This window comes from Ruegeria sp. AF2 (assembly GCF_056542025.1).
Genome location: NZ_JBQFZC010000010.1, coordinates 59,851 through 79,159, shown reverse-complemented (window position 1 = coordinate 79,159; position 19,309 = coordinate 59,851). Strand labels below are relative to the sequence as shown.

23 protein-coding genes are annotated in these 19,309 nt (G+C 60.1%); 12 read left to right on the top strand and 11 right to left on the bottom strand.

Annotated elements, in window-relative coordinates:
* The first annotated feature begins 151 nt into the window (after positions 1-151).
* From ispH to ACR0NM_RS19890, 6 genes are read left to right on the top strand one after another with little or no spacing between them, the layout of a single operon-like run.
* On the top strand, positions 152-1,102 hold the full coding sequence (ispH, locus tag ACR0NM_RS19915; RefSeq protein WP_170392621.1) for a 4-hydroxy-3-methylbut-2-enyl diphosphate reductase: 951 nt from the start codon (positions 152-154) through the stop codon (positions 1,100-1,102).
* A complete protein-coding gene (locus ACR0NM_RS19910; protein WP_170392622.1) occupies positions 1,099-1,551 on the top strand; it encodes a DUF3429 domain-containing protein in 453 nt (150 codons plus the stop codon). The genes ispH and ACR0NM_RS19910 overlap by 4 nt, the downstream gene beginning before the upstream one ends.
* The gene (locus ACR0NM_RS19905; protein ID WP_480616326.1) at positions 1,548-2,135 is read left to right on the top strand and encodes a class I SAM-dependent methyltransferase; all 588 of its coding nucleotides are present in this window, start codon (positions 1,548-1,550) and stop codon (positions 2,133-2,135) included. The genes ACR0NM_RS19910 and ACR0NM_RS19905 overlap by 4 nt, the downstream gene beginning before the upstream one ends.
* Positions 2,128-2,595, top strand: a complete 468-nt coding sequence (gene rnhA / locus ACR0NM_RS19900; RefSeq protein WP_170402325.1) for a ribonuclease HI — start codon at positions 2,128-2,130, stop codon at positions 2,593-2,595. The genes ACR0NM_RS19905 and rnhA overlap by 8 nt, the downstream gene beginning before the upstream one ends.
* A complete protein-coding gene (locus tag ACR0NM_RS19895; protein ID WP_170392625.1) occupies positions 2,592-3,215 on the top strand; it encodes a trimeric intracellular cation channel family protein in 624 nt (207 codons plus the stop codon). Before rnhA ends, ACR0NM_RS19895 begins: the two co-directional genes overlap by 4 nt.
* A 24-nt stretch (positions 3,216-3,239) precedes the next feature.
* Complete coding sequence (locus ACR0NM_RS19890) at positions 3,240-3,839, top strand: COG3904 family protein (RefSeq protein WP_170392626.1); 600 nt, start codon at positions 3,240-3,242, stop codon at positions 3,837-3,839.
* Here ACR0NM_RS19890 and speB read toward each other — a convergent pair.
* From speB to def (ACR0NM_RS19860), 6 genes are all read right to left on the bottom strand, one after another.
* Positions 3,836-4,657, bottom strand: coding sequence for an agmatinase (gene speB, locus ACR0NM_RS19885; protein WP_170513426.1), 822 nt, complete (start codon positions 4,655-4,657; stop codon positions 3,836-3,838). The two genes, ACR0NM_RS19890 and speB, sit on opposite strands and share 4 nt — an antisense overlap.
* A gap of 62 nt (positions 4,658-4,719) precedes the next feature.
* Positions 4,720-4,956, bottom strand: a complete 237-nt coding sequence (locus tag ACR0NM_RS19880; protein WP_170392628.1) for a GlsB/YeaQ/YmgE family stress response membrane protein — start codon at positions 4,954-4,956, stop codon at positions 4,720-4,722.
* A gap of 1 nt (position 4,957) precedes the next feature.
* Complete coding sequence (locus ACR0NM_RS19875) at positions 4,958-5,194, bottom strand: hypothetical protein (protein WP_170392629.1); 237 nt, start codon at positions 5,192-5,194, stop codon at positions 4,958-4,960.
* Between the two features lie 6 nt (positions 5,195-5,200).
* Positions 5,201-6,115 (bottom strand): methionyl-tRNA formyltransferase, encoded by a 915-nt coding sequence (gene fmt / locus ACR0NM_RS19870; protein ID WP_480616324.1) that lies wholly within the window; start codon positions 6,113-6,115, stop codon positions 5,201-5,203.
* A 23-nt stretch (positions 6,116-6,138) separates the two neighbouring features.
* The gene (def, locus tag ACR0NM_RS19865; protein ID WP_480616322.1) at positions 6,139-6,633 is read right to left on the bottom strand and encodes a peptide deformylase; all 495 of its coding nucleotides are present in this window, start codon (positions 6,631-6,633) and stop codon (positions 6,139-6,141) included.
* On the bottom strand, positions 6,630-7,148 hold the full coding sequence (gene def, locus ACR0NM_RS19860) for a peptide deformylase (protein WP_480616320.1): 519 nt from the start codon (positions 7,146-7,148) through the stop codon (positions 6,630-6,632). Before def (ACR0NM_RS19860) ends, def (ACR0NM_RS19865) begins: the two co-directional genes overlap by 4 nt.
* Positions 7,149-7,242: 94 nt before the next feature.
* On the opposite strand from def (ACR0NM_RS19860), the gene ACR0NM_RS19855 reads away from it, so the two are divergent.
* Both ACR0NM_RS19855 and ACR0NM_RS19850 read left to right on the top strand, forming a co-directional pair.
* Positions 7,243-8,415, top strand: a complete 1,173-nt coding sequence (locus tag ACR0NM_RS19855; protein WP_480616318.1) for a MalY/PatB family protein — start codon at positions 7,243-7,245, stop codon at positions 8,413-8,415.
* Between the two features lie 30 nt (positions 8,416-8,445).
* Positions 8,446-9,144: a fumarylacetoacetate hydrolase family protein gene (locus ACR0NM_RS19850; protein ID WP_480616316.1), complete on the top strand. Its 699-nt coding sequence runs from the start codon at positions 8,446-8,448 to the stop codon at positions 9,142-9,144.
* Between the two features lie 90 nt (positions 9,145-9,234).
* Here ACR0NM_RS19850 and ACR0NM_RS19845 read toward each other — a convergent pair whose 3' ends face one another.
* Positions 9,235-9,588 (bottom strand): hypothetical protein, encoded by a 354-nt coding sequence (locus tag ACR0NM_RS19845; protein WP_170392635.1) that lies wholly within the window; start codon positions 9,586-9,588, stop codon positions 9,235-9,237.
* A 212-nt stretch (positions 9,589-9,800) separates the two neighbouring features.
* On the opposite strand from ACR0NM_RS19845, the gene ACR0NM_RS19840 reads away from it, so the two are divergent.
* Positions 9,801-10,790 carry a glutathione S-transferase family protein gene (locus ACR0NM_RS19840; protein WP_480616314.1) on the top strand — a complete coding sequence of 330 codons (990 nt, stop codon included), beginning with the start codon at positions 9,801-9,803 and terminating at the stop codon, positions 10,788-10,790.
* Here ACR0NM_RS19840 and ACR0NM_RS19835 read toward each other — a convergent pair.
* A complete protein-coding gene (locus tag ACR0NM_RS19835; protein ID WP_008756687.1) occupies positions 10,772-11,134 on the bottom strand; it encodes a response regulator transcription factor in 363 nt (120 codons plus the stop codon). The genes ACR0NM_RS19840 and ACR0NM_RS19835 overlap by 19 nt on opposite strands.
* Before the next feature lie 181 nt (positions 11,135-11,315).
* Between ACR0NM_RS19835 and cobD the strand changes: the two genes are divergently transcribed.
* From cobD to ACR0NM_RS19820, 3 genes are read left to right on the top strand one after another with little or no spacing between them, the layout of a single operon-like run.
* Positions 11,316-12,281 carry a threonine-phosphate decarboxylase CobD gene (gene cobD / locus ACR0NM_RS19830; protein WP_480616312.1) on the top strand — a complete coding sequence of 322 codons (966 nt, stop codon included), beginning with the start codon at positions 11,316-11,318 and terminating at the stop codon, positions 12,279-12,281.
* The gene (gene cbiB / locus ACR0NM_RS19825) at positions 12,278-13,198 is read left to right on the top strand and encodes an adenosylcobinamide-phosphate synthase CbiB (RefSeq protein ID WP_480616310.1); all 921 of its coding nucleotides are present in this window, start codon (positions 12,278-12,280) and stop codon (positions 13,196-13,198) included. Before cobD ends, cbiB begins: the two co-directional genes overlap by 4 nt.
* Positions 13,199-13,210: 12 nt before the next feature.
* On the top strand, positions 13,211-14,374 hold the full coding sequence (locus tag ACR0NM_RS19820) for a lytic murein transglycosylase (protein WP_480616308.1): 1,164 nt from the start codon (positions 13,211-13,213) through the stop codon (positions 14,372-14,374).
* 10 nt (positions 14,375-14,384) lie between these two features.
* Here ACR0NM_RS19820 and ACR0NM_RS19815 read toward each other — a convergent pair whose 3' ends face one another.
* The 3 genes from ACR0NM_RS19815 to ACR0NM_RS19805 all read right to left on the bottom strand — a co-directional run bounded on the left by ACR0NM_RS19815 (position 14,385) and on the right by ACR0NM_RS19805 (position 19,171).
* Entirely contained in the window at positions 14,385-15,182 is a 798-nt protein-coding gene (locus tag ACR0NM_RS19815; RefSeq protein WP_170818872.1) for a class II glutamine amidotransferase, read from the bottom strand.
* 125 nt (positions 15,183-15,307) lie between these two features.
* On the bottom strand, positions 15,308-15,661 hold the full coding sequence (locus ACR0NM_RS19810; RefSeq protein WP_170513398.1) for a hypothetical protein: 354 nt from the start codon (positions 15,659-15,661) through the stop codon (positions 15,308-15,310).
* 54 nt (positions 15,662-15,715) lie between these two features.
* Positions 15,716-19,171: a chromosome segregation SMC family protein gene (locus ACR0NM_RS19805; protein ID WP_480616305.1), complete on the bottom strand. Its 3,456-nt coding sequence runs from the start codon at positions 19,169-19,171 to the stop codon at positions 15,716-15,718.
* Between the last annotated feature and the right edge of the window lie 138 nt (positions 19,172-19,309).

Here is a 19,309-nt window from a genome sequence, read left to right as displayed (position 1 = left end):
CCAGGGCCAGAAGCCCTGGCCGCGCGACTTTAAAGGTATAGGTGCTGAAAACACCCTTGTGCTAACAGCGATTCATGTCAGTGAAATGACGCAGTGCTGTCTGGACCATGGCAATGAAAAGACCTAGGAGTTCGGTCCAGGAGATCGCCGAATGACAAAGCCGCCGCTGACATTATATCTGGCCGCCCCGCGCGGATTCTGCGCCGGTGTGGACCGTGCCATCAAAATTGTGGAAATGGCCCTTCAAAAATGGGGGGCGCCTGTCTATGTGCGCCATGAGATCGTTCACAACAAATTCGTCGTCGACGGTCTGCGCGCCAAGGGTGCCGTGTTTGTCGAAGAGCTGGACGAATGCCCTGATGATCGCCCGGTGATCTTCTCGGCCCACGGTGTGCCCAAATCGGTACCCGCCACAGCAGCCCAGCGCGAGATGATCTATGTCGACGCCACCTGCCCGTTGGTGTCCAAGGTACATGTCGAGGCGCAGCGCCATGCGGATGCCGGGCTGCAGATGATCATGATTGGTCACAAGGGCCATCCCGAAACAATCGGCACCATGGGACAGCTGCCCGATGGCGAGGTACTGCTGGTTGAAACGGTAGAAGATGTGGCGCAGGTCGCTGTGCGTAACCCCGAAAAGCTGGCCTTTGTCACCCAGACAACCCTATCGGTGGATGACACCAAGGACATTATTGCCGCGCTTGAGGCCCGCTTCCCCGCCATCGTCGGGCCGCACAAGGAAGACATTTGTTATGCCACCACCAACCGGCAGGAAGCGGTGAAAGCCGTCGCTCCGAAAGCCGATGCCTTGCTGGTGGTGGGTGCGCCGAACTCATCGAATTCACGTCGTCTGGTCGAGGTCGCCTCGCGCGCCGGATGCAGTTATGCGCAGCTGGTGCAGCGCGCGACCGAGATCGACTGGCGTGCGCTGGAAGGAATTTCCAGCATTGCGGTTAGCGCCGGGGCATCCGCGCCCGAGGTGCTGGTGAACGAGGTGATCGATGCATTCCGCGACCACTACGATGTCACCGTCGAGCTGGTCGAAACCGCTGTCGAGAATGTCGAGTTCAAAGTTCCCCGCGTATTGCGGGAACCAGCATGAGCGGCATCCCCCGCGCGCCGTTATTCCTTGGTTTGGCTGGGCTGATCCCGTTTGTCTGGGGCGCGCTGACTTATCTGAACGGTGATTTGAACGATTGGGGTCGGCAGACGCTGGGGTCGCGCTTCGTGGGGCCGTATATTCAGCTATTTTATGGCTCGGTAATCCTGAGTTTCATGTCGGGCGTACTGTGGGGCTTCGCCACCAAAACCTCAGGCAGCAAAGCTGCGGCCTGTTACACCTTGTCGGTGTTGCCTGCACTTTGGGCATTTTTCACGACCGGCGGCGGTCCGGTGAATGCGGGCACCAACCTGATGTATGGGTTTGCGGGCTTGCTTTTGCTGGACGCCATGTTCTCATATTGGCGGTTGACCCCGGTCTGGTGGATGCGGCTGCGCGTCCTGCTAACCGCTGTCGTGCTGACCTGTCTTGCTGTGGGAGTTTACCTGTGAGTGATGAACGGACCATCAAGGCCTACACGGATCGCGTTGCGGATTACCTAAGGATCCCCCTGCCCATCGAGCAGCTAGAGGCGCGTCAGGCTTTTGTAGATGCGGTCCGCGAGGGTGGATATGTGCTGGATCTGGGCTCGGGTCCCGGATCAGACAGCGCGTTTCTGATGCGGCAGGGGCTGAAGGTACGGGCGCTGGATGCAACCCCTGCCTTTGTTGAACATGCGCGGAGCAACGGTGTTGACGCCCACCTTGGCACCTTCGAAGACGTCACCGAGGTGTCAGAGTATGACGGCGTCTATGCCAGTTTCTGCCTGCTGCACGCCCCGCGCGCCGATTTCCCGCGTTATCTGAACGCGATCCACACCGCACTGAAGCCGGGCGGGCAGCTGTTTCTAGGAATGAAGCTGGGCACGGGCGAGCATCGCGATGATTTGGACCGTTACTATACCTATTATTCAGAGACCCAGATCAAGGACGCCCTGACCTCGGCAGGTTTCACCATTGATCGTACCGTGCAGGGAATGGGGAAGGGTTTGGCCGGGTCTTACGACGGGTTCATTCTGGTATTCGCTCATGCCTGATCTCTTTGCCTATACCGATGGTGCCTGTTCCGGAAATCCCGGCCCCGGCGGCTGGGGCGTACTGCTGCGCGCGATGGATGGCGAGACCATCCTGAAAGAACGCGAGCTGAGCGGAGGCGAAGCCGAGACAACCAACAACCGGATGGAACTGCTGGCTGCAATCAGCGCTTTGGAGACGCTGGAGCGGCCCTCGAAGCTGACTATCGTCACCGACAGCGCTTATGTGAAGAACGGCGTTACGGGATGGATTTTCGGGTGGAAGCGGAACGGCTGGAAGACGTCGAACAAGAAGCCGGTCAAAAATGTCGATCTGTGGCAGCGGCTGGATGAGGCGCAAGAGCGGCATCAGGTGACATGGGAATGGGTCAAGGGTCATGCGGGCCATCCCGAAAATGAACGCGCGGATGAGTTGGCACGCGCCGGCATGGCCCCATTCAAACCTAAGAAGGCGCAGGCGTGAGCGGGCTTGCCCTGCTGGATTACGCCTCGGTTTTGGTCTTTGCGCTGACCGGTGCGCTGGTGGCCAGCCGAGCGCAGCTTGATCTGGTCGGGTTTGCGTTCATCGCCTGCCTGACGGCAGTGGGCGGTGGTACCGTACGCGACTTGCTGCTGGACCGACATCCGATCTTCTGGGTCGGTCAGCCCGCTTATATCCTGATCGCTTGCGGCGCTGCGGTGCTGGTATTTTTTACCGCTCATCTGGTCGAAAGCCGGTATAATTGGCTGGTCTGGTTGGACAGTTTCGCCCTGTCCATCGCGGTCGCTGCTGGCACGGGTGCAGCGTTGTCACTGGATCAATCCGGTATCATCGTAGTGCTGATGGGGGTGACCACGGGCTGTTTGGGCGGCTTGATGCGTGACGTGGTGTGCAACGAGGTGCCGCTGGTACTGAAACAGGGTGAGCTTTATGTATCCTGCGCCTTTATCGGAGCCTTGACCGCTGTGTTTGCCACCCGCCTCGGGCTGGAAGGCCTGCTGGCATTGGGCTTATGTGCATTGATTTGCTGGGCGTTGCGCGCCGGATCTCTGCTGTTCGGTTGGCAGTTGCCGGTTTACAAGGCCCGACCGCCTCGGCAATAGGGTAGAAACGGACAAGAGATCGCGATGACCTACAGACTTTCGTTTCTGGCCACGGCACTGCTGCTAACGGCATGTGCAGAGCAATACGCCCCGGTGAGCTTCACGGCAGTGGGCAATCAGATCGTCGCGTCCGGAACGATCGACCACACAACGCTCAGCGCGTTTGAAGAAGTGATGGACGAGAACCCCGAGATCAAGACGCTGGTGCTGCAAAATATCGAAGGTTCGGTCGATGATGACTCGAATGTGGTCTTCAGTCGCGTAGTGCGTGAGGAAGGGTTCGACACGGTGGTTCCGTCAAACGGGCTGGTGGCCTCGGGCGGCACCGATTTGTTTCTAGCCGGTAACCGACGCGTGCTGGAACCCGGCGCCTGCGTGGGCGTACACAGCTGGGGCGGCGGCGGCTATGTCGCTGCGGAGCTACCCGAAGATCACCCCGAGCATGACCGGTATTTGAACTATTTCGAAGATATCGGCGTCGATCCCGACTTCTACTGGTTCACGCTGGATGCAGCATCCGAGGAAGAGATGCACTGGATGACGGCGTCCGAGGCGAACCGGTTCGACATGACTACACGGTCCGCCCCTCGCCTTGGCACTGCCGCAATCTGCGACGAACGTTAGCGACTGAGCAGCTGCGCGCCGATTTCCTTGACGAATTTCGCCGCCACCATGGCGGTCATGCCATAGGGGTCGCGGTGCGGGTTCAACTCGACAATATCCGCGCCGATCAACTGGCCTTTGAACCGATGGATCAGGTCGATCACCTCACGCGTGCTGAGACCGCCGGGTTCGTGATGTGAAACGCCGGGGGCAAAGGCCGGATCCAGCGCATCGAGGTCCAGTGACAGATAGACCGGGCCGTCAAAGCTGATCTCCAGATCGGGGCGCCAGTTGCGCATGTCGATCACCTCGACCCCGAACTTGTCGGCCTGTTCCTGTTGGTGCTTGTTCATGGTGCGGATCCCGACCTGAACAAGACGTTTGATCTTGCCGGTCTCCATCACGCGGGCAAATGGACAGCCATGACCCAGCGGGCCAATCTGCTGGCTGTCATAAAGGTCGGGATGGCTATCAATATGCAGGACATTCAGCCCCTCATACCGGTCCGCATGCGCCTTGATCAGCGGATAGGCGACCGAGTGATCGCCCCCCAACGACAATAATCGTGCACCGGCTTCGATCCGGGCGGCGGCCCCTGCCTCGATCCGGTCGATGGGTTCCTGCCCCATCATCTCGAACACATCCAGATCGCCGGTGTCTTTGAAGCGGTCGGTTGCGCCCAGATCAGTGCCATCCTCGGCGGTCAGGTTGGCCGCGCCGGAATGCAACGCCTCGCGGATGCGACCCGGGGCAAAGGCGGGGCCCTGCAGGAATGAGGAATGCAGGTCCAACGGCACGCCCATCAGCGCGACGTCTCCGGCGGTCAGATCATGCGACATGAGAGGCCTTTCAACAAAGAATTGACGGGACATTGGTCGCAGATCACGGTCGGGTCAAGCGATCAGCGGCGGATATATGTCTGCCAAATCCATATCACCAAAAGCGCGCCCAGAACGGCGCCGATAAACCCTGAGAGCCATCCCATCACGGTGATGAGCGTGCGTAGGACCAAACCGCCTACCAAAGCGCCGACAATGCCGATCAGCATGGTGGTTGGAATATCGGCCTCGATCCGCATTAGGCGGGTGGCGAGGAAACCTGCAGCGGCTCCGACGATGATCAGGGCGATGATCGGCATATCATTTCCTCCAATGCGTGGGCACGATGATCAGCGCACCGATCGAGGACAGCACCGCGTCCAACCCCGGCGGGCCAAAGCTGATGCCGAACATGATGCGCACGAAATAGAACAGGAAAGCACCACCCACGCAGATGATGATCGACTGCAGATAGCCGTTATGGGTAAAGCCAGTCTGTTCAGACAGATAGCCTACGATCCCGGCAATCACGACCGTGCCCATCATGATCATGATCATGTACGCCTACTCCGATGACAGGCGGGTCCCGGCCGGCATGGGCCATCCCCGCAGAAAAGTTTCCCTATCCTGCGCGCCCTTGCCTGCCCGTTGCAAGCGCAGCAACTCAACTGCGCCTTCGCCGCAAGCCACGCGCAGGTGGTCGTCCAGCACCTCGCCCGGAGTGCCCCGTCCTTCGGCCAGCCGCGAAGCCAGCAGTTTGATCCGATTGCCCTCGACCTCGGTCCATGCGCCGGGAAACGGGGAGAGACCGCGGATTTTTCTGTCGACTTCGGACGCGAGGGCCGACCAGTCGATCCGCGCCTCGGATTTGTCGATCTTGGCGGCGTAGGTTACGCCGACCTCAGGCTGCGGTTCGGGGGTCAGGCTCGGCAGCGTGTTCAGCGCCTCAACGATCAGCGCCGCACCCATGCCCGACAGGCGGTCATGGAGTTGCGCGGTGGTTTCCTCAATCCCGATCTCGGTGGCCTCGCGCAGCAGAACGGGGCCTGTATCCAACCCGGCCTCCATCTGCATGATACAAACACCGGTTTGCACATCGCCTGCCATGATCGCGCGGTGTATTGGCGCGGCCCCACGCCAGCGCGGCAACAGGCTGGCGTGAATGTTCAGGCAGCCATGGGTTGGCGCGTCCAGAATAGGTTGTGGCAGGATCAGGCCATAAGCGACGACGACCGCGATATCGGCGTTCAGCGCGGCAAAGCTGGCCTGTTCTTCGGGCGATTTCAGCGAGGTCGGATGGCGAACGTCTAAGCCCAGCGCCAAGGCACGCGCGTGCACCGGGGTTGGACGGTCTTTTTTACCGCGACCGGCGGGGCGTGGCGGTTGGCAATAGACGGCGGCGATTTCGTACCCGGCACGGACCAGCGCATCCAGCACCGGCACCGAGAAATCTGGCGTTCCCATGAAGATGATACGCATCCGTCCCTCCGTAGGATGGGGTTTCACCCCATCTTCTGTGCTTTGCGCAGCAGCATGTCGCGTTTGACCTTGCTGAGCCGGTCGAAATACATCCGCCCGTTCAGGTGGTCGATCTGGTGCTGCACGCTGGTGGCTTCGATGCCGACGAAATCGCGGCGGTCGATCTGGCCCTGTTCGTTGAGAAATTTCACAGTCACTGCGCGTGGCCGCTTCACCTTGGCGGACACGCCGGGCAAGTTCGGGCTAGCCTCGTCATGTTCACGCAGCTCGACCGATTTGTGCAGGATCTCGGGATTGGCCAGCCGCACGGCTTTGCCCCGCTGGGTCGAGCCATCCACGACGGCCAGACGCAGCATCACTCCGATCTGCGGCGCAGCGAGGCCAACGCCCGGCATCGCCTCCATCGTATCGATCATGTCATCCCAGACGGTGCGGATGTCGTCGGTGATCTCGGGGACGTCCTCGGCCTTGGTGCGCAGGCGCTTGTCGGGCCACGGCAGGCAGGTCCGCACCGTCATGTGCGGGCCTTTTCGCGCTTGAGCTTCTGCATTTTGCGCGTGATCAGCTGACGCTTGAGCGGTTTGAGATAGTCGATGAAGAGCTTACCGTTCAGATGGTCGATCTCATGCTGCACACAAGTCGCCCAGAGATCATCAAAGGTTTCCTGCTGCAGATTACCGTCACGGTCCAGCCAGGTGACATCAACCGTCTTCGGGCGCGTGACTTCGGCATATTGCTCAGGGATCGACAGGCAACCTTCCTCATAGACGTTTGTCTCGTCCGAGGACGCGATGACCTCGGGGTTGAACATCACCAGCGGACGCGGGGCCTCACCTTCTTCCTTGACGCAGTCCACCACGATCAGCCGGTCGAGCACACCGATCTGCGGCGCGGCAAGGCCGATACCGGGTGCGTCATACATCGTCTCCAGCATGTCATCGGCCAGTTTGCGCAGATCATCGGTGATGTCGGCCACCGGCGCGCAGACCTTTTTCAGGCGGGGGTCGGGATGGATCAGGATATTACGTTTCATGGGGCTGATTTAGGCCATCGCGCCCGCCACCGCAACGGCCCCCTTGCACCTGATGGATTTGTGGTTAGCTTTCGCCTCGACAGATGGAGATGACATGACTTTCAACGACCTGATCGACCGCCGGGGCACCAACTCTTCAAAATGGGACAAGATGGAACAGCTTTATGGTGTCGCGCCCGAGGATGGGCTGGCCATGTGGACGGCTGATTCCGACTATGCCACGGCCCCTTGCGTGATCGAGGCGGTGCGGGAAGCGGCCGATCATGGCGCGTTTGGTTATTCGTGGATGCACCCGGAGTATCTGAACGCGATCCAGTGGTGGATGAAGACTCGCCATGGCTGGGAGATCGACACCGATTGGATTCTGACCTCGCAAGGGTTGGGCAATGCGATTGCCCTGTGTCTGGATGTTTGGAGTGAACCGGGAGATGGCGTCGTGATCTTCACGCCCGTCTACCATGAGTTTGCCCATAAGGTGAACAAATCCGGCCGCCGCGTGGTGGAATGCCCGCTGGTACGCGATGGCGACAGCTATGGGCTTGATCTGGACGATGCGCAGTCGCGGTTGGACGGATCAGAAAAGCTGCTGCTGTGGTGCTCGCCGCAGAACCCGTCAGGTCGGGTCTGGACGCCGGATGAACTGCGCGCTGTAGCGGCGTTTGCGGAGCGCAACGGGCTGATCCTTGTGTCGGACGAGATTCACCATGATCTGGTTTATCCGGGCAATACCTTCGTACCGATGGATACGGCCGCCCCCGACGCGCGCCCGTGGACGGTGACACTGACCGCGGCGTCGAAAACATTCAACATCGCCGGTCAGCGTACCGGCAACATGATCATTCCCGACGCCAAGCTGCGGGCCGAGATGCGGCACCGGATCACCACGCTGGACTATGACCCCAGTGCGTTGGGTGTGGCGATGATCACTGCCGCCTATTCGCCGGAAGGTGCAAAATGGGTCGATGAACAAATTGCCCACCTGGACGCGAACCGGAAGCTGTTTGATGCTGCCATCGCCGAGATACCGGGCCTGTGGTCGATGCCTCTGCAGGCGACCTATCTGGCATGGGTCGATTTTTCGGGCACTGGTATGAGCCACGATGAGTTTGTCCGCCGCCTACGCGAAGATGCGCGGATCGCGACATCCTCAGGCCCCGGTTTTGGCAGCGGTGGAGAAACCTTCGAGCGCTTCAATCTGGCCACCCAACGCGAGCGGGTTGAAGAAGCCTGTGCGCGATTGAAGACAGCCTTTGGCGATTTACAATGAACCCCGTTCACAAATAAACGGAGGCACGTCATGCCCAACCACCTTTTTACGCTTCCGGACATCCCAAGCATCCCGGTGCTGGGGGAACAGGCGACCTATCCGATCGGACGGATTTTTTGCGTGGGCCGCAACTATGCCGCCCACGCTGCCGAGATGGGGCATGAGGTGGATCGTCAGGCGCCGTTTTACTTCACCAAATCCGCGCCCAACGCGGTTTTGACCGGAGCGCATGTGCCGTATCCGGCAGGGACCGAGGATTATCATCATGAAATGGAACTGGCCGTTGCCATCGGCAAGCCGGTTTTTCAGGCCACGGCCGCGCAGGCCCAAGCCGCGATCTTTGGCTACGGCTGTGCCTTGGACATGACGCGCCGCGACTTGCAGATTCGTGAGCGCAACAAGCAGCGCCCCTGGGATCTGGGCAAGGATGTGGAAAACGGCGCGGTCTTCGCTCCGCTGACCCGCGCCGATGACTGGAGCCCATCTGATGACAAGCGCATCTATCTGAGCGTCAATGAGCGGGTCGTACAAGACGCCACATTGTCAGAGCTGGTCTGGAAGATCGATGAACTGATCTCCCATCTATCGGGTTTCTACCATTTGCGCCCCGGCGATCTGATCCTGACCGGCACACCCGCCGGGGTCGGGCCTGTGGTCGCCGGAGACCGAATTGAAGGCGGCATCGATGGTTTGGCTCCTGTGCACCTGACCCTGACGGCCTCCGACTAAACCGTCCGGCCTGATACCGAGAATCTCGTGGCACCATTGCAGCCCGAGCGCCGGTGGCGCGTCGGTGCCAAAGATCAAACGGTGCGCGCGTCAGTCGCGGTTTTCAAGCAATGCGATCGGTGCATCCGGGGCGCGGTAGAAATCCAGTGGAGCCTTGTCCGTCGCCACAGTGTTACGCTTGAACTCATAGCGCATTTCACCCACCGCTTCTTCGTCTGCGATGATCAGGCACTGATACATGTGATTGGCACCGTCATAGATATCGACGAGCCCACGCAGGCGCGGCGTGGTTTCGGCCTCGACGGTGAAACCATCCTTCCACAATGTCAAAATTTTGAAGCTATTGTCGCCAACCTCCACCCGCAAACGGCTGGATTTCTTGAGGGTAGCGATTCGGGCCGCATCCAATTCGGCGCGAATTTCCTTGGAAACATAGGTACTCATAATAAACTTCCCCCCTTAACACTCATTAGTCTGACGCGATTCCTGTAAAAATCCAGTGAACGGCGTCACATAAGTTTTGGCATTGCGGTTCTGGTGCCCAGACACCGCACCCCACCTGTGCGCGCATGCAGGCCTGATGCGCGCCCGGTGAAATAGGATCGTGGCGCAAGACGGCCTATCTTTGACCCAATCGCAATGCGAAAGGAATAACGATGGGCCTGCTTGTTGACGGCGAATGGCATGACACCTGGTATGACACCAAATCCACAGGCGGGGCGTTCAAACGCTCGGCCGCACAGTTTCGCAACTGGATCACCGCCGATGGCGCGCCGGGCCCCTCGGGGCGCGGCGGGTTCGAGGCCGAAAGCGGACGCTATCACCTCTATGTCAGCCACGCCTGTCCTTGGGCGCACCGCACGCTGATCTTTCGTGAGTTGAAGGAGTTGAGCGACCATATCTCGGTCTCGGTCGTGCATCCTGACATGCTGGACAAAGGTTGGACCTTTGAGACCGACGACCATGGCGCGACCGGCGACAAACTGTTCGGATCAGAATTTGCCCATCAAATCTACACCCGTGCCGACCCTCACTATTCGGGCCGCGTTACGGTTCCGATCCTGTGGGACAAAGTTGAGAAAACGATCGTGTCGAACGAAAGCTCGGAAATCATCCGCATGTTCAACTCGGCTTTCAACGGGATCACCGGCAACACCGACGACTACTGGCCCGAGGCAATGCGGGACGAGATCGAAGAGGTCAACGCGCGCATCTATTCCGACGTAAATAACGGGGTCTACAAATCCGGCTTTGCCACCTCGCAAGAAGCTTATGACGCCGCGGTTGGCCCTCTGTTCGACACGCTGGACTGGCTTGAGGATCGTCTGGCCCGGAACCGCTATCTTATGGGTGACCGCGTGACTGAGGCCGACTGGCGCCTGTTCACCACATTGATCCGGTTCGACCCGGTTTATCATTTACATTTCAAGTGCAACAAGCGTCGGTTGGTGGACTACCCGAACCTCTGGGCCTTTACGCGGGAGCTATATCAATGGCCCGGCGTGGCGCAGACAGTGAACATGAACCACATCGTGCGCCACTATCACTTCAGCCATGACAGCATCAATCCGCACCGAATTATTCCAGTGAATCCAACGTTGGACTATTCAGAACCTCATGGACGAGATCAGCGCCCGGCGGCGTAGTGTTCGACCATGGCCGCCAGATCCTCGGGCGGGGTCGAGCTTTGGACATAGGCGCAGGCATTGGCGCTATGGGCAAAGATTGATCCGTCCGAGAAGAATGTGGTGTTGGTGACGAAGATCACTCGCGCCTCGGGCCTGCGATAGCTTGCGAAATCGGCAACCGCCAAGGCGCTGCCGGTTTCCAGAACCAGATCCAGCACGATGATATCGAATGCGGTACCATACAGTGCCAGGATCGCGGCCTCTTGCGTTTCGACCAGCGTGACTTCGGCCTCCTGCCTTTGCAGATGCCGCTGCCAGACCCGACCTAGATCGGGGTTACTCTCAACAATCAGTACTTTCATTTGCAACAACCTCGGCACGTGATATGGGTGAGTGGTGCCGACCCCTGTTGTCCGTGATCACGCGATTTCCTTAACAAAGTGTTAACAAGGCCCGCACAGCGCCGTGATCGGGCGGATTCGCTTGTAAGAACGGCAAAAATCCGCTTGAAGCATGAGAAATAGGCGATTCCGGCTGGGGCAGATGGTTGGACAGGATGACAGATTGAACCCTCGGGCTGCGCGCGATCATGGCGGAGGGCTGGATGGCGCGATGACGCGGTTTGGGGGCACGCGCGCAGACTGGATCGATCTGTCCACGGGGATCAATCCGCATGCTTATGAGGTCTCGGGCCTGCAGCCTCCGGACTGGATGGAACTGCCGGATCATGGCGCGTTCGAACGCCTCTCGGACGCGGCGCGGGTGTTTTGGAACGTGCCTGATGGGGCCGAGATTCTGCCATCGCCTGGTGCCTCTGCGGTGATTGCCCGCGTGCCCGCGCTGACCAAAGCCGGCCGCGTGCAGATCACGATGCCTACTTATAACGAACATGCCGCTGCATTCACCGCTCAGGGTTGGACGGTGCACGAGAGCGGCCCGGCTCAGGCACGTGTCATCGTACACCCCAACAATCCCGATGGGCGCATCTGGCAGGACGCGGATGTCGACGCGTCGCTGACGGTGATCGATGAAAGCTTCTGCGACGTAACGCCCGAAGCCTCGCTGATTCATCTGGCCCAGCGGCCCGGCATCGTGGTGCTGAAGAGCTTTGGCAAATTTTGGGGGTTGGCCGGGTTGCGACTGGGTTTTGCAATCGGCCATCCCGATCTTATTGCACGGTTGAATGACCTGACGGGACCATGGGCCGTATCCGGCCCGGCGCTGCGGATCGGCGCGCAAGCGTTGCACGATGTAAAATGGGCTGATCAAACACGCATGCGTCTGGCAAATGAAGCAACACGGTTGGATCAGCTTTTAACGTCCAAAGGTGCGCGGCTGATTGGCGGCACCAGCCTGTTCCGCCTCTACGACGTTGATGACGCGACCGCCTGGCAAGACCGATTGGCGCGGGCGCATATCTGGAGCCGTATTTTCCCCTATTCTCGGACCTACCTGCGCCTTGGATTACCGCCAGCAGATGGTTGGGCCCGGTTGGAAGCAGCGCTGTGAGCACCGCGTTCCTATTGGTCTGCGCCATGTGTCTGGACGCAGCATTGGGTGAGCCGGATTGGCTGTGGTCACGTATTCGCCACCCTGCCGTACTGATGGGCAACGCGATTGGCTGGCTGGACAACCGGCTGAACCATGGGGCGTATCGCCGCCTCAAAGGGGTTGCGACGGTACTCATCCTGGTTGCGGTGGCACTCATCCTTGGCCGGTTGCTGGCGCTGCTTGGTCCGATCGTCGAGATCGTGGTCTGCGCCATCCTTCTGGCCCAGAAATCCCTGATCACCCATGTTCGCGCAGTAGGTGAAGGCCTGTTGACCTCGCTTGCCGAAGGGCGCGCGCAAGTCGCCATGATTGTCTCGCGCGATACGCGAGATATGACCGAGGCGCAGGTGGCGCGCTCGGCCATCGAAAGTGCCGCCGAAAACCTGAGCGACGGGGTTATTGCCCCAGCCTTCTGGTTTCTGGTCGCTGGTCTGCCGGGGCTGCTGGTTTACAAGGTCGTCAACACCGCCGACAGTATGATCGGTTATCGCAACGACAAATACCGCGCCTTCGGCTGGGCAGCAGCGCGACTGGATGATGTGCTGAACCTTGTCCCGGCACGCCTGACCTTTGTAATGATCGTGGCACTGTCCAGCCAATGGTCGCGCTGGGGAGAGATGGTTGAGGATGCACGCCGCCATATCTCACCCAACGCAGGCTGGCCCGAGGCCGCGATGGCACGTGCGCTTGATATCGCGCTGGCAGGACCGCGCAGCTATGATGGCCAGATGCGGGATCTTGCTTGGGTGAACGGGAATGCGCGGCAGAATATCGACGCGGCGGAGGTTTTTCGCGCATCAGACATGCTCTGGCAGGTATGGGGGCTTGCGCTTGGGCTCGTGTCGGTGTGGGTTGGGTTCAACTTCATATTCTGACGGATCAGCCTTATGCGTTTCCTTTCCGGCCTTATTGCCGCCGCCCTCTTCGCCTCGCCTGCACTCGCCCAATGCGGCGGTGGGTTCAATACCTTCGTCAAAGGGCTGAAAGCCGAAGCCATTCAGCAGGGTTACGACAAATCCACCGTCAACAGCTTTTTCAAGGGCGTGCAGCAGGACGGAGCCGTTCTGAAAGCCGACCGCGCGCAGGGCGTATTCCAGAAACCATTCATCAACTTCTCGCGGCGCCTGATTTCACAGAACCGGATCGACCGGGGCAAGGCCATGTCGGGCAAATACGACGCGGTGTTTGACCGGATTGAGCAGGAATACGGCATTTCGCGCGGTGTGCTACTGGCATTTTGGGCGTTCGAGACCGACTACGGGTCCTTTCAGGGCGATTTCAACACCCGCAACGCGCTGGTGACGCTGGCCCACGACTGCCGCCGACCCGAGTTGTTCCGCCCGCAGATTTTCGCCGCGATCGAGCTGTACAGCCAGGGCAATTTTGACCCCGCCCGCACCACCGGGGCTTGGGCCGGTGAAATCGGCATGGTCCAGATGCTGCCCCGCGACATTCTGGAAAACGGCGTGGATGGGGACGGAGACGGCAAGGTTTCGCTAAAAACCTCGGCGCCGGATGCACTGATGTCCGGGGCCAAGATGCTGTCGCATCTGGGTTGGCAACCAGGTCAGCCATGGCTGCAGGAGGTCACAGTGCCCGCGCAGATGGACTGGTCACTATCAGGCCCCGGCAAGCCCCGCTCGGTGTCCGAATGGCAGGCGATGGGCGTGCAGGCGCGCAGTGGGTCGTTGGCAAATCTGCCTGCCTCGCTGATCCTGCCACAAGGGCATAAAGGCCCCGCCTTTCTGGCTTACCCGAATTTCGACGTATATTTCGAATGGAACCAGAGCTTCGTTTACGTCCTGACCGCCGCTTATTTCGGCACACGGCTGGAAGGCGCGCAGATTTACGATGCAGGTAATCCAGCGCCGGGGCTGACGGGCGCGCAAATGAAACAGTTGCAGAGCAAACTGCAGGCGCGCGGGCACGACGTAGGCAAGATCGACGGCATCCTTGGGGCCGGAACGCGTGCGGCTGTGCAGGCTGAACAACTGCGTCTGGGTTTGCCAGCGGATGCGTGGCCAACGACACAGCTGCTGAAGCAGCTATAAGGGTCAGCGCCTAGGCAACCTTTGCAGGTTCACGTTTCACTGACGGATCAAACGCATGGATAGATACCAGCGAGCCTTCTGTGACGATGGCGGTATTGGGCTGTATTTCAACCCAGCCGTCACTGTCTGCATCAAGCGGCTCGGAAGATATCACTATCCCGTCTTCAGAGGCCCGGTAATGCAAACTGGGTGCATAACGATCAGACGCATAGCGCGCCGCAAATACACGGCTGCCATCTGACCAGCACGCAGCGAACCGCATATAAGGCGACGATCCGCATTGTCGGGACAGCGCTTCCACCCGCCCCACGGCCCGTGCCATTGCGTCGATCGGATTTGAATCCAGACCTTCGCCATGAGCAATCAAAAAGATCGCTTCACTTTCTGTCGCACCCATTCGGTGCCCGTATAAATGTGCCGGGATCATAGCATCGAGCTGCTGCCGGATTTGGTCATGCCCTCCAGCCTGGCCATTGTGCATGAAGCTCCATTTGCCAAATCCAAATGGGTGACAGTTGTTGCGCGAGGTCGCAGTGCCTGTCGACGCTCTTACATGGGCCAAAAACAGTCGTGATCGTGTATGATGAGCCAGTTGTTTGAGATTTGCATCGGACCACGCGGGATGAGTGTCCTTGTAGAAACAGGGCGTTTCGCGATCAGAATACCAGGACAGCCCAAACCCGTCGGCATTGATTGGTGTCTTCCCGATCAACGCGTTGCGGCTTTGAATGACAAGCGATTGCTCTTGCTCCTGAATCAATTCATCCAGATATCGCTGCTCCCCAACCCAAGCCAAAAAACGGCACATTTGGCATCCCCATCAGTTTTTCGATCCAGGGCATTCTACAACGTGATTTGACGATGATTATCCCGTTTTCTTCCGTTTTTACTCAAAACCTCTATCAAATTTACCAACTGATCGGGAATAATAGATCAATTACTCGCTCTGACCGGGTAGCGATCGCCTTTCTCGTCGATCAGGATCAACCGCTCACCACTGCGGACATATAGGTCGCATCGGCTGAACCCATTGCGATACGCTATGCAAACACTGCCGTCCCCGGCGATGGAATAGGTGCCAAAGGCGGATTCTCCGCTGGCATAGGTATAAGAATAGGCCCCTCCAGCCGAGTATTTGGACTGGCCGTCGTCGTAGAAAGTGAGAGTGCGGCCGGCCAAAGCCTCCAATTCTTCTGGCGTCAAGGGGACGTCACCGGGTTTCGTGGGCCATTCGGCAGCCCAGAGGGGGTTGGCCGCGAGCAATGCGAGGATGAAATATCGGATCATGATGCTAGCCTACCCTCATACACGGGTGATGGCTCATAACGTTGCAGTGATCGATCAAGCGACCATCTGCTCGGCCTTTTTCAGATCGACCGAAACCAGTTGGCTGACACCCTGTTCCTGCATCGTCACACCGAACAGCCGATCCATCCGCGCCATGGTCACCGCGTGGTGGGTGATGATCAGGAAACGCGTATCGGTCTGGCGGCACATCTCGTCCAGCAAGTCGCAGAAGCGGGTGACGTTGGCATCGTCCAGCGGCGCGTCGACCTCATCAAGCACACAGATCGGCGCGGGATTGGCAAGGAACACGCCAAAGATCAGCGCGGTCGCGGTCAGCGTCTGTTCGCCGCCCGACAGCAGGCTGAGAGTCGAGAGCTTTTTGCCCGGCGGCTGGCACATGATCTCAAGGCCCGCATCCAGCGGATCGTCGCTTTCGACCATGACCAGATTGGCCTCGCCGCCACCAAACAGATGCTTGAACAGCATGGCGAAGTTGGAATTCACCTGTTCGAACGCGGTCAACAGACGCTCGCGTCCTTCGCGGTTGAGGCTGGCGATGCCGCTGCGCAGGGCCTTGATCGCCTCTTCCAGATCGGCCTTTTCGCCGTTCAGCGTGTCGAATTCTTCCTGGACTTCTTTGCTGTCCTCTTCAGCCCGTAGGTTCACTGCGCCCATGGCGTCGCGCTGACGCTTGTGGCGGTTCACTTCGGCTTCAAGTGCGTCGGCGGCGGGCATCTGATCAGGGTTCACGTCCAGTTGGTTCAGCAGCTGGTTAGGCGTCAGTTGCTGATCCTCGGCAATGCGTTCTGCTGCGGCGACTACGCTTTCCTTGGCGGCGTCGCAACGCGCCTCAGCCGCCGCGCGGCTTTCGCGCGCCTCCGAGGCCAGACGTTCGGCTTCGCGCTCGGCAAGAACCACCTCGCGCTGCTGGGTCTCGGCCTCGGCCAACTTGTCGGCGGCTTCGGCGCGCCGAGCCTCAGCGGTTTCGATCAGCTCGTTCAGTTCTTCCCGTGCCTCGGCGATTTCGCTGGGGGCCGCCATCGCCTCGGTCAGTTCTTCTTCCGAGCTTTCCTTGCGTTCGGCCAGTTCCGATATCCGCTTTTCCGCCGTTTCCAGACGATGCCGCCAACCGCTGAGGTCCTTAGTCACCTCCTGCGTGCGCCGGGTGCGCGCCTCGCCCTCGCGGCGCAATTCATCATGCGTCGAGCGGTGGGTCAGCATGGTGATCCGCGCCGCCTCGACAGTCTGCTTGATGTCCTCGACCTGCGCGCGGGCGCTGTCGAGATCGCCCAGGCCAGTCAACGCGCCTTCAGCCTCACGCAGTTGTGCGCGGGCGGACATGGCGTCTTCCTTATGACGGTCGACCGCGAGTGTCAGTGTTTCCAGCTTGCCCTGCGCCAGATTTCGATCCGCCTCAGCCCGGCTGAGCATCCGCGCGGTTTCCGCCATGCGCTGATCCGCGGCACGGCGGGCCTCGCGGGCGCGGCGGTCGGCTTCGGTGACGTCGGCCAGTTGCTGCGACAGCGCTTCATGCGCGGCGCGAGCACCTTCGGCCTGCGCCTCGGTGCGGGTCAGTTCCTGTTTCAGCGCCTCAAGCTTGTTGAGCTGTTCCAAACGCAGGGCGGCAGCGCTTGGTGCATCCTCGGCCCAGGCGCGGAATCCGTCCCAGCGCCACAAATCTCCCGAGCGTGAGACCAAGCGTTGACCCGGTTTCAACGACGCCTGCAGGCGCGCGCCCTGATCCGCATCGACCAGACCGATCTGCGCAATACGGCGACTTAGGCGGTCGGGGCCGGACACATGCAACGCCAGCGGCTCGGCCCCGTCGGGCAAGGGCTGGTCGCTGTCATAGCCCGCTACCTGCACCCAACCTGAAGGTCCGTCGCCCTCGACCAACGGTGCACGCAGGTCATCCGCCAGCGCAGCCCCCAATGCCTTTTCAAAGCCCGTTGCCACCCGCAGCATGTCGAGCACTTGCCCACCCTCAGCCGTGTCGCGTTCGACCAGCTTGGCCAGCGCGGTGGTCTCGGCCCTTATCGCGCCCAGTTCACCCTCGGCCTCGGAGCGTTTGGCGCGCGCCTCGGCCTCACGCGCCTGTGTATCGTTGCGCAGCTCGTCGGCGGTGGCCAGTGCTTCTTCCGCTGCCTCAGCAGCTTCGCGGGCTTCTTCCTCACCCTCTTGCGCGGTCTCGAACGCCTCGCTGGCACGGGAAAGGGCATTGCGCGCCTCGTCCACGGCGGCGCGGGCCTTTTCTTCCTCGCCCTCGGAACGAACCAGTGTCTTGCGGCTGTCTTCAACCAGTCGTTGCGCCGATTGGTGGCGAGCCACCAGACGGGCCATGTCTTCGGTTTCCTGCGACAGGTGATCTTCGCGATCCTGCAACACCGACGCGGCCTCGCGCGCAACTTCAGCAGCTTCAGCGACCTTTTCGTCATAGCCATCGGCGGCTTTTGCAAGCTCGCGGGCCTCCCATTCGAGCCGTTCGATCATCTCACCCGCGTCCCGGTTCAGACCGGATTCGCGTTCGATGTCGTTGCCCAATTGCTGGATACGGTTGGTCAGAGTCTCGATCGTCTGGCGTGCGCGGGTTTCCTGATCCGACAGCTGATCGCGCTGCACCTGCTGGCGCTGCAGGACGGCTGCGGCGATGGCCTCTTCCTCACGCAAGGGCGGCAGGGTTTCCTCGATCTCAGCGCGTTTGGCGGCGGATTCACGGGCGGATGCCTCGGCGCGAGAGGCTTCGGTGATCCGGTCGCGTAGCTTTTCCTCGGCCGCCTGACGGGCCATGTCGGCCTCTTTCCAACGGCGATAGAGCAGCATCCCTTCGGCCTGACGCAACAGCTCGCCGATCTCGCGATACCGCGCCGCCTGCCGGGCCTGACGGGCGAGTTGTGCCAACTGCCCGCCCAATTGTTCCAGCACGTCATCCACGCGGGTCAGGTTGGCCTCGGTGCCTTTCAGTTTCAGTTCTGCCTCGTGGCGGCGTTGATAAAGCCCGGAGATGCCGGCGGCCTCTTCCAGAATGCGACGTCGTGCGCGGGGTTTGGCGTTGATCAGTTCGGCAATGCGGTTTTGCCCCACCAGCGCAGGCGAATGCGCACCGGTCGAGGCGTCCGCGAACAGCATTTGAACGTCGCGGGCGCGCACGTCCTTGCCGTTGGTCTTGTAGGCACTGCCCACATCGCGGGTGATGCGGCGGACAATTTCCAACTGGTCGCTGTCGTTGAAGCCGGATGGCGCCAAACGTTCCGAGTTGTCCATCGTCAGGACCACCTCGGCAAAGTTGCGCGCAGGCCGAGTGGCAGCGCCCGCAAAGATCACATCCTCCATCGCGCCACCGCGCATGGATTTGGGACGGTTTTCACCCATCACCCAGCGCAACGCTTCCAGCAGATTGGACTTGCCGCAGCCATTCGGACCAACCACTCCGGTCAGCCCGTCCGCGATGATCAGATCGGTCGGGTCCACGAAGCTTTTGAAGCCGGTCAGTTTGAGTTTGCTAAAGCGCAATGGCTGCTCTTGGTATGATTCCTATGGGTAAGAAGTCTGCGCAACGGATGGGGGAGGTGTCAACGTGATTGCGCAGGATATGGGAGATTGGACCAAGTTATCCACAACATCTTGGCAAAACTACGCGGAGTCTCGCGT